At 63.3% G+C, this 12,370-nt stretch carries 16 protein-coding genes and 1 tRNA gene; 10 read left to right on the top strand and 7 right to left on the bottom strand.

The window, feature by feature from the left end; genetic code table 11:
* Window positions 1–64: 64 nt before the first annotated feature.
* On the top strand, window positions 65–535 hold the full coding sequence (locus ACYJ11_RS10400) for a hypothetical protein (protein ID WP_461647718.1): 471 nt from the start codon (window positions 65–67) through the stop codon (window positions 533–535).
* A gap of 151 nt (window positions 536–686) precedes the next feature.
* On the opposite strand, the gene ACYJ11_RS10395 is transcribed toward ACYJ11_RS10400, so the two are convergent.
* The 3 genes from ACYJ11_RS10395 to ACYJ11_RS10385 all read right to left on the bottom strand — a co-directional run bounded on the left by ACYJ11_RS10395 (window position 687) and on the right by ACYJ11_RS10385 (window position 2,085).
* Window positions 687–761: transfer RNA gene (locus ACYJ11_RS10395), tRNA-Met, on the bottom strand.
* Window positions 762–835: 74 nt separating this feature from the next.
* Complete coding sequence (locus ACYJ11_RS10390) at window positions 836–1,318, bottom strand: GtrA family protein (protein ID WP_170098550.1); 483 nt, start codon at window positions 1,316–1,318, stop codon at window positions 836–838.
* Window positions 1,318–2,085, bottom strand: coding sequence for a glycosyltransferase (locus ACYJ11_RS10385; RefSeq protein WP_461647717.1), 768 nt, complete (start codon window positions 2,083–2,085; stop codon window positions 1,318–1,320). Before ACYJ11_RS10385 ends, ACYJ11_RS10390 begins: the two co-directional genes overlap by 1 nt.
* Before the next feature lie 117 nt (window positions 2,086–2,202).
* Here ACYJ11_RS10385 and ACYJ11_RS10380 point away from each other — a divergent pair, with 117 nt between their 5' ends.
* Window positions 2,203–4,521 (top strand): DUF2298 domain-containing protein, encoded by a 2,319-nt coding sequence (locus tag ACYJ11_RS10380; RefSeq protein ID WP_461647716.1) that lies wholly within the window; start codon window positions 2,203–2,205, stop codon window positions 4,519–4,521.
* A gap of 57 nt (window positions 4,522–4,578) precedes the next feature.
* On the opposite strand, the gene ACYJ11_RS10375 is transcribed toward ACYJ11_RS10380, so the two are convergent.
* Window positions 4,579–4,851 carry an HAH_0734 family protein gene (locus tag ACYJ11_RS10375; protein ID WP_004593652.1) on the bottom strand — a complete coding sequence of 91 codons (273 nt, stop codon included), beginning with the start codon at window positions 4,849–4,851 and terminating at the stop codon, window positions 4,579–4,581.
* Between the two features lie 185 nt (window positions 4,852–5,036).
* Between ACYJ11_RS10375 and ACYJ11_RS10370 the strand changes: the two genes are divergently transcribed.
* The 7 genes from ACYJ11_RS10370 to ACYJ11_RS10340 all read left to right on the top strand — a co-directional run bounded on the left by ACYJ11_RS10370 (window position 5,037) and on the right by ACYJ11_RS10340 (window position 8,396).
* Window positions 5,037–5,300 carry a hypothetical protein gene (locus ACYJ11_RS10370; RefSeq protein ID WP_461647715.1) on the top strand — a complete coding sequence of 88 codons (264 nt, stop codon included), beginning with the start codon at window positions 5,037–5,039 and terminating at the stop codon, window positions 5,298–5,300.
* A 143-nt stretch (window positions 5,301–5,443) separates the two neighbouring features.
* Window positions 5,444–5,722: a 50S ribosomal protein L44e gene (locus ACYJ11_RS10365; protein WP_004593654.1), complete on the top strand. Its 279-nt coding sequence runs from the start codon at window positions 5,444–5,446 to the stop codon at window positions 5,720–5,722.
* A gap of 2 nt (window positions 5,723–5,724) precedes the next feature.
* Window positions 5,725–5,898 carry a 30S ribosomal protein S27e gene (locus tag ACYJ11_RS10360; protein ID WP_004963588.1) on the top strand — a complete coding sequence of 58 codons (174 nt, stop codon included), beginning with the start codon at window positions 5,725–5,727 and terminating at the stop codon, window positions 5,896–5,898.
* A 1-nt stretch (window position 5,899) separates the two neighbouring features.
* On the top strand, window positions 5,900–6,700 hold the full coding sequence (locus ACYJ11_RS10355) for a translation initiation factor IF-2 subunit alpha (protein ID WP_461647714.1): 801 nt from the start codon (window positions 5,900–5,902) through the stop codon (window positions 6,698–6,700).
* A 30-nt stretch (window positions 6,701–6,730) separates the two neighbouring features.
* Complete coding sequence (locus ACYJ11_RS10350) at window positions 6,731–6,913, top strand: RNA-protein complex protein Nop10 (RefSeq protein ID WP_461647713.1); 183 nt, start codon at window positions 6,731–6,733, stop codon at window positions 6,911–6,913.
* Window positions 6,914–6,918: 5 nt separating this feature from the next.
* Complete coding sequence (locus ACYJ11_RS10345) at window positions 6,919–7,677, top strand: proteasome assembly chaperone family protein (RefSeq protein ID WP_461647712.1); 759 nt, start codon at window positions 6,919–6,921, stop codon at window positions 7,675–7,677.
* A gap of 95 nt (window positions 7,678–7,772) precedes the next feature.
* Entirely contained in the window at window positions 7,773–8,396 is a 624-nt protein-coding gene (locus tag ACYJ11_RS10340) for a J domain-containing protein (RefSeq protein WP_461647711.1), read from the top strand.
* A 16-nt stretch (window positions 8,397–8,412) separates the two neighbouring features.
* Here the strand turns inward: ACYJ11_RS10340 and ACYJ11_RS10335 are convergent, their stop codons facing one another.
* Entirely contained in the window at window positions 8,413–9,303 is an 891-nt protein-coding gene (locus tag ACYJ11_RS10335) for a universal stress protein (protein WP_461647710.1), read from the bottom strand.
* A 239-nt stretch (window positions 9,304–9,542) separates the two neighbouring features.
* On the opposite strand from ACYJ11_RS10335, the gene ACYJ11_RS10330 reads away from it, so the two are divergent.
* A complete protein-coding gene (locus ACYJ11_RS10330; protein WP_188978086.1) occupies window positions 9,543–9,962 on the top strand; it encodes a universal stress protein in 420 nt (139 codons plus the stop codon).
* Between the two features lie 48 nt (window positions 9,963–10,010).
* Here the strand turns inward: ACYJ11_RS10330 and ACYJ11_RS10325 are convergent, their stop codons facing one another.
* Together ACYJ11_RS10325 and ACYJ11_RS10320 are read right to left on the bottom strand one after the other, a co-directional pair.
* Window positions 10,011–11,024: an alcohol dehydrogenase catalytic domain-containing protein gene (locus ACYJ11_RS10325; RefSeq protein WP_461647709.1), complete on the bottom strand. Its 1,014-nt coding sequence runs from the start codon at window positions 11,022–11,024 to the stop codon at window positions 10,011–10,013.
* A 104-nt stretch (window positions 11,025–11,128) separates the two neighbouring features.
* Window positions 11,129–12,301: a threonine synthase gene (locus ACYJ11_RS10320; RefSeq protein ID WP_461647708.1), complete on the bottom strand. Its 1,173-nt coding sequence runs from the start codon at window positions 12,299–12,301 to the stop codon at window positions 11,129–11,131.
* Window positions 12,302–12,370: the final 69 nt, after the last annotated feature.

Here is a 12,370-nt window from a genome sequence, read left to right as displayed (position 1 = left end):
TTCGAAAGCGGGCCGCCAGCAGTTACCAGTAGGCTTACAAAAGATTGAATCGACACTAGCTGCTGTGTCTCCCTCCATTCGATCCCTTGCAGGGGATTTCGCCGCCGTGTTCAGTTCGCTTGTACTACTTGGGCCGCTGACGCTCGGGTTGCTCGTCGGCGCGAGCAAAATTGTCGCCGGACTAACGGGGCTCACGCTTCCGGACCCGCTCGGAACCGTCGGATTCGGTGTGGCCGCACTGCTGGCGCTCTGGCTGGCACTGGAAGGAGCGATGGTACAGCGATACGGGCTCGAGACGATGGACCGCGGCGACCCATTGCAGCGCGTTGCCCGGTATCTGTTGGTCGCCGTTACGACCCTCGCCGGACTCATCGTCTCCGTTCGGTTTGTAGCGCTGTCGCTCCCATGGGCATTCGAGACGCAAAACACGCCTGCACAGGTCCTTGGCGTGTTGCTCGTTGTTGCGCTGGTTGCCACACTATACCGGATACTGACGGCGGCCAGAGAAGGGTACCTCCACAGCAATGAGCAATAGCGGTGAACAGGCTGAAAGCAGTCTACAGCGCGAGAAATGTCCCAGAAGGTAGATTTGAAGCACGTTCACGTCGCTCTCTTCGATCGCTCGTGACCTTCTTCAAATATACTGGACTACTCCAGTCACTCCCGAATTTGTGAGCAATAGAATATAGCGGGAGGTAGATTTGAACTACCGATCTGCGGGTTATGAGCCCGCCGGAATCTCCTGGCTATCCCATCCCGCTACTATCTCGTAGTTCGGTCCCCTCATTAAGGGTTGTGATTCGAGTGCCGTCCGTGAGTTAGTAACGCGCTATGCTCACTCGTCCGCATGGACCTGCCAGGTGAAGATACTCTCGGCGACGTAGTTGACCAGCATCGCAACGCCAATGGCGAGTGGGCTCGCGGCAATGAACCACAGATCAGTTCCGGCGACAACGAGTTCAATCGTCAGCCACTGCGTGAGCAGCCAGTAGATAGCAAGCTGGACCGCGACGCCGCCGGACCGGACGAGGTGTGATTTCCCGAGTCGCTTGGCGAACGAACGGCGGCCGGTGGCACCCTGACCGGAGAACGTCCAGTGTTCGTTGACCAGAAACATCACGAGAATCGCCGTTTCGACGCCGGCGGCTTTGGCCCACATATCGCTGACGCCGAAAGCGAGGCCAAGCACAGCGAGCACCGTATTGTCGCTGATCGCGCCGACAACGCCGACAGAGACGAACTGGCCGAACCGGACGCCCGACACAAGTGACTCGAACCGGTCGGGAACGATGCGTCGAACCTGCTGTTCGATGTCCATCATCGGTCCTTCTCGATAAGGGCGGTTGGTTCGTCGAGGTGTTCAGCCAGAGCCGTATGAAGGCGATCATCGCGCAGTTGCTTCGATCGGTGGCGAGCCGTCAGCAGCGCCTCGAGCAGGTCCATCGACGTTCGTATCGGCGACACCGTCGAGCCGGGCTTGTCCTCCCACTCGATGGGGATTTCCTCAATACGCAAGTCCATCGCCGCGGTGATAGCGATCAGTTCGACGTCCCACGCGAAGCCAGGCTCGTACAGGTGGTCACGGACCCGGTTCCAGGCGGCCGCGTCGATGGCTTTCGCACCGCACTGGTAGTCATACAGCCGCGCGTCGAGCAGCTGGCCTGCGAGCCACGCGAAGCCGTCGCCGAGGAACCGCCGAGCGAACGTCTGATGGGTGGCAACCGTCGCGTCCGGGTGACGACGGGAGCCCACAGCGAGGTCCGTTTGGCCGTCGGTGACCGGGTCCAGTATCCGTTCGAGCGAGCGGACCGGTGTCGACCCATCGGCATCGACAAACGCCAGCACGTCGGTCTCCAACCGTTCGAACCCAGCGGTGATCGCTGCACCCTTGCCGCGACGGTAGGGCACGGTGTGGACTTCGACTGGGAGCGAGCGGAGCTGTACAGGGACACCGTCCCGGGGTGCATCGAGCTCGACAACAATTGTCTGCGGGGTGAGGGCATCGTCGATGGCGGCGATATAGGTCCCGAGCTGATCCATGTCGGGACGGTAGGCTGGAAGGACAACCCCGACGGAACGCGACATTGCCGAGTAGTCGGACAGGCGGAAGTAAAAACAGTTCGAAGCTACCGGTCCCTAGTCAGTCGATAATCGCGGGAGCAACGAAAAAGCGTATACGCCAGCGAACCGGCCCCTTCACTGATGGAATACGGGCTCCTCGCCACCTGGCTCGTCCTCTACCTCCTGTTACTGTACGCTGGCGGGACCGTCGCCGGACTGCTGTTCCCACGCTTTGCCGACCGCGGACTCGCCTTCGGCGTCCCGGTCGCCGTCTCGATACTGTGGCTGGTCACCTATTTCGTCGGTCGCCTCTCGCTGGCGCTCGGCATCTGGCTCGGTGTCGCCGTGCTCGCAACGGCTACGGTAGCTATGTGGCGGGTCGACAGCGCACCGGATCTGAAAGCGTACGCCGAGACGGCCGGCGTGTTCACAGTCGCGTTCCTGTTCGTCGTCGGTATCCGGGCACTCGACCCAGCAATTGTCCCAATCGGCGGCGAGAAGTTCCTCGATTTCGGACTGTTGCAGTCGCTCGTACGGGCTGACAGCCTCCCACTGGAGGACATGTGGTTCGCCGGCGAGCCGGTCGCGTACTACTACGGTGGGCATCTCATTGCGGCGATTCTCACCAGAATAACGGGCACCGCCGGACAGTTCGCGTACAATCTCGCACTGGCAGGCTTTTATGCGACGCTGGTCACGGCGGCGTACGGACTGGCGGGCGCTGTCGCGAGCGAGCGCGGCCTCCCGCGGCGGCTGGCCGCCGGGCTCACTGTGTTCTGTATTGGGTTTGCCAGCAACCTATCGACACCCGCAAAGTTCGTCGTCTGGCTTTTGCCGGGCGGGCTGAGCCAGAGCGTTGCCGAGCGGGCGGGTTACGAACTGAAGGGGCTTGCAGCGGGGCCGGATTCGTTCAGCTACTGGGACGCGAGCCGCGTCATCGAGGACACGGCAGCTGATTTCGGCACGTACGAGCCCGGTGCTGCGCTGGTCATCGACGAATTCCCGCTGTTCTCCTGGCTCAACGGCGACATGCACGCCCATATGATGAGCACGGGCTTCCTGTTGCTTGCCGCCGCGCTCTGTTTCAGCTACTATCAGACACCGGCCGCCGAGCGTCGACGGCGGCTCGCACTGCTTTTCGGCGCGCTCCCGGCCGTCGCGGGCATCATGGCCGTGACGAACACGTGGTCGTTCCCATCGATGGGCGGGCTGGCGCTGCTGACTGTCACCGTCGCACCGGCAGACCCGACGACGCTCCTACCGAAAACAGCTGGACAGCGGCTCCGACTGAACGGACCGGGTCAGGAGGGGGTCCGAATCGGGATGGGGCTGGTCGTCGCCAGCGGCATCCTCGCGTTGGGACTGCTCTGGTCGCTCCCGTTCTGGCTCGGCCCGGCGAGCGGCCGCGAGATAGCGGTTCTCCCCGACCGGACCTCGCTGATTGAGCTGCTGGCCGTTCACGGCCTGTTCATCGCCCCGTTCTGGCTGTACCTGTATGCACAGACTGGCCGTGCCGTCGGGCGGAGTACAGCCCGCATTGTCGGCCTTGTGACTGTGGGTACGGCGGCACTGGCAGCGACACTTGACATCGCGGCGATCGGCCTGCTCGTTCCGCTCCTGCTGGGCGCGTGGCTGTTCGCGCGCTCGCCGACGCTTGACCGCACCGTCGATGCGGTCCCGGCGCTCGCTGACGGTGGCGACCGGCCCGTCGGCTTCGAGGCCGTGCTGATTCTCGCCGGCGCAGGCCTCGTTTTCCTCGTCGAATTCGTCTTCGTCAGGGAGAACATCGGGCGGATGAACACCGTCTTCAAGACGTATATGCAGGTGTGGGTGCTCTGGGGGGTCGCCGCCGGCCCCGTGCTGGCGTGGCTGCTCACCCGCTGGCGGCCGAGCGGCGAGCGGGGACGAGCGTGGACGAGCGTGGGTGTCCGTGCGTTCGTCGCCTTGCTGGTCTGTTCAGCATCCCTGTACGGCGTGTTCGCGCTCTCGAACCACGTCGACGCCGCGGGCGAGCCCACGCTGGACGGGCTAGCGTACCTTGACGACGACCATCCCGAGGAAGCCGAGGCGATCCGGTGGCTCGGCGAGACGACGACCGGACGGCCGACCATCGTCACGGCCGCCCCCGCGGACTACGAATGGGACGCCAGCGAGGGCAAGGGCGCGAGCGCGCCGTCAAGTCTGACCGGACTGCCGACCGTTGCAGGCTGGACCCACGAGGCCCAGTACCGCAACGACACGGTGTACGACCGCCGCGTCGACGACGTGGAGACGATTTACACCGGCGATGCATCCGAACAGCGCCGTCTGCTCGAAGCGTACGACGTGCGCTACGTCTACGTCGGCCCGGCCGAACGAGCCCGCTACGGCGAGGTGACTGTCGACCAGCTACAGGGCGTCACCGTCGCGAAACGAGCCGGCGGCGTCACGATCTATCAGGTCCGGCCGGAGTACTTCTAAAAAAGGGGCGCGGTACTCCGGGCGAACGTCGGTTTTGCGGGAAGCGATACGGGCCGTTCAGGACTCGGCGTTCGGCGGCGCGCGCTCACGGAGGACGGTGACGGCTTCGGCCTCGATATCGTCCGTGTCCAGATGCATCGGGATGTACTCCTGTCTCTTGAACGTCTCTTCCTCGTCTTCTGAGCCGATAGTACACCAGAGCTGTGGCCGGTCCGGACCGTGCCAGTCACCCTGCCGCGAGACCGAGAACACCTCGTACTCCTCGTCCTCGTACTCGATGCGGCCGCCCTTTCGCAGCCCCGGGTCGCCGTGGATAATGAGCTTCTTCATGCCCGTTCCTTTGCCAACAGCGTACTTAGTGACTTCGAAGGCGAATGCGACACAGCACAGTAACCGACAGAGAGCATCGAGGAATTACCTGTAACTAGAATGTCCTTATATTCTTACCGATCGTGTCTAGATGCTTAACAGCCTGATAGCCGAGATTTATATATCCGGAATAGCGACAGTCATGTATGTTGAAACAACAGCAGCGGTCGTGCGAGCGGGCCTCAGTCGTCGTCAGCCCGATGGACGACGACGGACGGATGGAGCTCCGAGACGTCGAAGCCGACGAGACCTACGAAGTCGTTGACTACATCGACAGCGAACTGGCGACGAAACTGGAGTCATTCTCTGCTGGTGAAGCGGTGAATCTCGAACTGCTCTCGGGTTCGGAGTCTGGTGTGTTCGGCGCAGTCCGAATCGAATCTAGTGGACCGTCAGCCCGGTTCCAGTAGCCGGCACTGTGGCGGGGTGGGGACGGACTGAATATGGTTGGTGGTTAGTCACGCGGCAGGGGCGGTACTGTGGGGCACACAGCAGGTGCGAACCAAACGGGTTTTAAGCGGCCACGTCAAATCGCTCGGTAAGGCCGATATCTATGCAGATGCCACGACGATTCAATACGTACTGTCCGCACTGTAACGAGCACCAGGAACACGAGGTCGAGAAAGTCCGTAGTGGCCGCCAGACGGGCATGAAGTGGATCGACCGCCAGCGCGAACGCAACTCCGGTATCGGGAACGACGGGAAGTTCTCGAAGGTCCCAGGTGGCGACAAGCCCACCAAGAAGACGGACCTCAAGTACCGCTGTGGCGAGTGTGGGAAGGCCCACCTCCGCGAAGGATGGCGCGCCGGCCGACTGGAGTTCCAGGAGTAACGATGGCAGGAAGCTTCATCACCGTCGAATGCCCCGACTGCGAGAACGAACAGAGTCTCTTCGAGAAGGCCGCGAGCGAAGTTTCGTGTGCCGTCTGTGGCCACACCATCGCCCGCCCGACGGGCGGCAAGGCCGACATCGAAGGCGAAGTGACCGCCGTCGTCGAGGCCCGATAGGATGAAATACAGCGGCTGGCCCGAACCGGGCGAACTCGTCGTCGGCAAGATCGACGAGATCGAAGACTTCGGCGTCTTCGTCGACCTCGACGAGTACGAGGGGAAGCGTGGCCTCTGTCACATCTCCGAGGTCGCCAGCGGATGGATCAAGAACGTCCGCGACCACGTCAACGAAGGGCAGACAGTCGTTGCCAAGGTACTTGACGTCGACGAGAGTGCCCAGCAGATCGACCTCTCGATCAAGGACGTCAACGACCACCAGCGAAAAGAAAAGATTCAGGAGTGGAAAAACGAGCAGAAGGCCGACAACTGGATGGAACTGGCCTTCGGCGAGGATCTGGACGACGAGACGTACGCCGCCATCGCGAACGAGCTGTTGTCGGAGTTCGGCTCGATGTACGATGGGTTCGAGTCAGCGGCGATCCACGGCAAGGACGCCCTCGAAGACGTCGACCTCTCCGAAGAGGAGATCGACGCCATCGTCCAGACGGCCCGGAACAACGTCTCGGTGCCGTACGTGCAGGTCACCGGCTACGTCGACCTGTCCTGTCCCGAAAGCGACGGCGTCGACATCATCAAGGAAGCGCTCCAGGCCGCGGAGGGCAACGGCGAGGTCCCCGACGAGATTGAACTCGAAGTGACCTACGTCGGCTCGCCCGAGTACCGGGTTCAGGTGCAAGCGCCTGACTACAAGACCGCCGAAGACGCGCTCGAAGAGAGCGCGGACCGCGCCGCGAAAGTCGTTGAGCAACACGGTGGGTCGGGGCAGTTCCACCGCGAACGCAGCGAAGAAGACGAGTAAACCGGTTGTCGCTCCAGTGATTCACCACCGATGAAATCGGATATCCACGTCTGTGCCGTCTGGGAATCCGAACACGACCGGCCGGTGTACACGCTGGACGATACCTGTCCGGACTGCGGGGGCGAAGCGGTCAACAGCGCACCCGCGCCGTTCTCCCCTGAAGACAGCTACGGCGAGTATCGACGTTCTCTTAAGCGCCGCCGCCGCGAATAAGCCGTATGGACGAATTCGACATCGAGCGCGTAGCGGACCCCGACCTCGACGAACCAGTGCTGGTCGAGGGGTTGCCCGGCGTCGGCCACGTCGGCAAACTCGCCGCAGAGCACCTGCTTGAGGAGCTCGAAAGCGAGCTCGTCCGCCGCGTCTACTCGACGCATTTCCCGCCACAGGTCAGCATCGACGAGGGCCAAGCACAGCTCGCCTGCGCCGAGTTCCACGCTGTCACACCAGAAGAAGGTCAGGACCTGCTCGTACTTTCCGGGGATCATCAAGCGCAGGATAATCAAGGGCACTACGGCCTGACCGACACGTTCCTCGATATCGCCGACGAGTTCGGCGTCCAGCGGGTGTTCGCCCTCGGCGGCGTCCCGACCGGCGAACTCATCGAGGAGTACGACGTGCTCGGCGCGACGACGACCGAAGACTTCCGGGAGACGCTTGGAGACGCCGGCGTGGCCTTCCGCGAGGACGAACCGGCCGGCGGTATCGTCGGCGTCTCCGGCCTGCTGCTGGGCCTGAGCAAACGCCGCGACGTGCCGGCCAGTTGCCTCATGGGCGAGACGTCGGGCTATCTGGTCGATCCCAAGAGCGCACAGGCCGTCCTCGAAATCCTGCAGGAGGTCATCGGGTTCGAAGTCGACTACAGTTCCCTAGAAGACCGTGCCGACGAGATGGAGGAGGTTGTCCGGAAGATCCAGGAGATGGAACAGCAGAACTCCCCGTCGCCCGCCGACGAGGACCTCAGGTACATCGGCTGATACGGATTGGGGCCCTGTGTCCCGGTATTGGCGACCTCGGGGCTGTGCTACCGGAGAGCGGGAATTTCTTTACCACTGGAGCCTAACGGAGGGTCGTGCAGACACAACCGGGCATGCTGCCGGAGTGGCTGGTCCTTGGGCTTGTGTTAGGTGTCGCTGGGACTCTCGTCGTCGCTGGACTGTTCGTCCTCGCGAACCGTGTGTTTCCGGCCGAGCGGCCGAACCGGCAGGCGACAGACGGCGGGGAGATGCGACGCCGGGCGGAGCTTCGCGAGTACCTCACCGCCATCGACGAGCAGTTCGCCGAGAACCACTTCGTCGAGGGGCAACACGTCGCCTTCTACCTGCCGAAACGGGACGTGGCGATCACGTTCGACGCCCGGGCGTACTACCGCATCGAACGGTCGCCGACCGTTCCCGTACTGGTCGAACACGAGATGCCGGGCGTCTATCTCGGCGCACGCCTGCCCTTTGAGACGCCTGAAGTCAACCTCGGCCCGGACCCCGAGGAGGAACCACACCCGACAATGCAGGCATTCAACGAACTGGGCCTGACCCAGAGCGCGTCGCTGGACGACGTGAAATCGGCCTACCGCGAACGCGTCAAGGAGGTCCACCCGGACCACGGCGGCAACGAGGACGAGTTCAAGCGCGTCAGAGAGGCGTACACGACTGCGAAACAGCACGCGTCCGGTGCGTCGAGACAACGGGCGTCGTAGAGAGACCGAAGGCGTGTCACTGCATCGGGACACAACAGACCGGGACAGCCGCATTACGTACCACGGTCTCTGTGACGCTGCCGGTTAGATATCGCGTGAGGCCGGATCGGCCGTGTGTTCCCATTGCGATGAGGTCGATATCATGTTCCTCGCTGTAGGAGAGAATCGCGCGTGCAGCTGGACCGCTTGCGATGTTGCCTACGACACTGACGTCTGCGTCTCTGGCACGCTCATGGACCGTCTCGAGTGCCGCCTGACCGGTTTGCTCAAGCGCGTCGTGAATCTCTGCTGACCCCTCAGCGCCGCCGAATCGACTCGTATCGACAGAATAGACCGTGTGTGTCGTTGCGTCAAACACCTCAGCTAGCGTGATTCCCCACTCGACCGCGATTTCTGCTCCCTCGCTGCCGTCAGTCGGGAGGAGAATGTTCTCGTACAGGTGATCGCCGATTTCGACGATGTCCCCGTCCGGAGTTACCGTGACAATCGGGACATCGGCGGTGCGGAGCGTCTTTTCTGCAACACTCCCGAGGACTACCCGTTCGAACCCTGTCCGTCCTTGCGTCCCCATAACGATGAGATCGATGTCGCGAGCGTCGACGTAGTCGTTGATCGCTTGGAACGGGATACCCGACTCGACGGCGGTCGTGATATGCCCAGAGAGATGTGCCCGGGCGAGTCTGGCGATGGAATCCACCGCCCGTTCTGCCTCCTCTTCGAGGAGCTGCTCCCGGTCGGTCTGCCCGTCAGAATTCAGATCCGGTTCGATGTCACGGGTGTCAACCGCTGACAGTACGTGGAGGTCGGCACCGATTGTGGCAGCGAGGTCGATGCCTCTCCGGGCCCCTATCTGTGCCCCGTCACTGCCGTCGGTCGGCACGAGAATCGAGTTGATCGTTTGACTCATAGTCACGGTTTGACAGGCTATTGATTTAACACTACGTTCGATTCCCATCACACTGTTATAGAGTGAGTTTGGGCCCAGCCTGCGCTGCGTACGTGTACTGTATCTTGCCTGCCTCGTTCAATGGATGTCGTACCCGCCAGCAACTGCCGGCGAGATAGAAGGTCGTTCACAGCCGGTGGTAATGGGTTGTTGAAGCAAGCGCACCACCATTTTATCCACAGTCTGCCCGTAGTCGCGGTATGATCGCACAGATTCTCGTCCCGATGGACGACTCGGAGATGGCCCAACAAGCGCTCAAGTACACCCTTGAGAACCATCCCGACGCGGAGATTACTGTCTTACACGTCGTGGGCGGACCCTCACCGTTGGGGGGAGCAGCCACCGCACTTGCTCTTGCGGATGACATCGAAGCGGCCGCCGAGGAGCGTGCGGAGAAGGTGTTCGACGACGCTCGCGAACTCGCTGCCGAGTACGATGCCGAAATAACCACCGAGGTACAACTGGGCCACCCGGCGCGAGCGGTTCTGAATAGAGCCGGCGACTTCGATGCGGTCGTGCTCGGAACCCACGGCGGCTCGTTGGCCGATCGGCTGGTCGTCGGGAACGTCGCCCAGAAAGTGTTCCGTAACTCGCCTGTGCCAGTCATCATCGCACGGTGAGTGGCGGTCGCTGAGGGCAAGAAACACCCCTCGCGGGCTTAGGAGTGACTACGGCGTCACGACGAGCTTGCCGACGCTACCACGGTCCTGCATCGCCGCAAACGCTGCACTGGTCTCTTCGAGTGGGTACGTTGCATCGATTTCCGGGGAGAGTTCGCCGTCAGCGACGAGACTGACGAGCCGCTCTAGGTCGCCCTGTGTCCCCATCGTACTCCCGATGACGCGTTTGTGACCGAGGAACAGATCGGGAATGTTGATTTCGGATGTGCCACCGGCTGTCCGTCCACAGACCGCCATCCGGCCGCCGCGTCGAAGGACATCTAGACTAAGCTGCGTGTACTCACCACCGAGGTGATTAAGCACGCCATCGACCGTCCCGATATCGTCGACTGCCGCCCGAATCTCGTCCGGATCGGTGCTCTCGATAGCGTAGTCCAGACCGAGCGATTCGACGCGGTTTAGCTTCGCCGCTGAAGACGAGGTACCGACGCTGTGGGCACCGAGAGTGGATGCGAGTTGCACGCCCGCGACACCGACGCCGCCGGTGACGCCGGGGATGAACACCAGATCGCCCGGTCCGGCGTCGATCCGGCGAAGCATATGGAAGGCCGTCATGTAGGCCGTCGGAAGCGCGGCCGCGTCGACCGTCGCTACGCCGTCGGGGAGCCTGACGAGGCGGTCGGCCTGGACGCGGGCCGCCTCGGCGAGGCCACCGTGGTACAGCGAGAAGTTCTCACAGAGGTTCTCCGGTCCCTCGCGACAGTAGCGACACGTCCCGCAGGTTTCGTTCGGGCAGAGAACCACGCGGTCCCCGGGTTCGACAGCCGTAACGCCATCGCCGACGGCGTCGACGGTCCCGGCGACGTCGAGGCCGCTGACAAACGGCAAGTCGTCCGTGTCGACCATCGCGGAATCCCCGTCGAGAACCCAGAGGTCGTGGCGGTTGATCGCACACGCTTCGACGGAGACCACCGCCTCGCCGCGTTCGGGTTCCGGGGTTGTTTGGTTGATAACCGAGACGCCGTCGGGGCCGGTGAGTTCGCTGAACGCTGCGACGCGCATTAGCTTCGTGAATGGGTCAGAACCGTATAAACAGCATCAAATGTGGGATACCTGCCTGATCGACGGCGGTATCCGACCCGCTCTCGGGTCCACCGGCAGGTCTCTCAGATGCCCTGGCTCATGAGGTGACTGCGCAGCAGGTCCGCCTCCTTGCTGCCGGCGACGGGGTTCACCAGGACGACGACATCGTCATCGTCGAAGACTCCATCGTCGGCCAGCGCTCGCGCGCCGGCGATGGCCGTCCCACCGGTCGCACCGGTTTCCGGCCCCATCTCGCAGCCGTCGACCGCGCCGGCCAGGATGTCTTTATCAGAGACGGCGACGCCGTCGCCGCCCGAGCGGTCGAGCGAGTCAAGTGCCGCAGCACCAGCGGCAGGATCGGGGACCTCAAGCGGGCCGACGATGGTGTCGGGGTGCTCGATAGTCGCCGGTTCGCTTGCGCCCTCGCTCGCGGCATCAGCGATGGCGGCCGTCGAGTCGGGCTGTGCGGCGTAGATTCGCGGCGTCGAGTCCGTGAGGCCGCTCTCGGCTGCCGCTCGGAAACCGTGCTCGAGACCGACGAGCGTCTCGCCGTGGCCGGTGGGGTGGACCACCGCGTCGGGGGCCGTCCAGTCGAGGTCGTCGGCCGTCTCGAACGCGACAGATTTGGCTCCCTCGGTGCGGAAGGGATGGCCGGGCGCGACCGGAACCCAGCCGTCGGAAGCCTCGGCCAGTTCCTCCTCGAACACCGAGACGGCGTCGTCGTACCGGCCTTCAACGACGCGCATGTCGCCGCCGTGGACGTTCACCATCGCCTTATTGAGGAACGGGCAGCGCGAGGGGACGAAGCCCTTCGAGTCGATGCCGGCGCGAGCCGCGTAGGCGGCGCTGGACTGTGCGCCGTTGCCAGTCGACGGCGTCGCGACGCGCTCGGCTCCGCGCTGAGCGGCAGCGGTGACAGCGAGCGAGAGTTTGCGGTCGCCCAGCGAGGCCGTCGGATTGCGCCCCTCGTCTTTGACGTACACCGATTCGACACCGAGTTCGTCGGCCAGCTCCGGCACCGGAACCAGCGGTGTCGCCCCCTCGTCGAGCGTTACCGTCGCGTCCTGTGGGAACGGCCGAAGCGGCTCGTACCGGCCCGGCCCCGTCACATCGGGCAGTTCTGCGGGTGTCAGGTCCGGAACGTCGTAGTCGCCGACGAGGACTGCACCGCAGTCGGGGCAGCGGTCGGCCGTGCTGTCGGTTTCCGCGCCACACGCCGTGCAGATGAGGCCGCGAAACGCCGCAGTCGTCTCCATGTCTGCCTCTGTGGACGGGACGACCAAGTGTGGTCCGGTCCCGCTTCAGCACGCTCTTGTCCCGGGCGG

This window comes from Haloarcula sp. H-GB5, from assembly GCF_054850705.1.
This window is presented reverse-complemented; position numbering and strand designations above follow the sequence as displayed.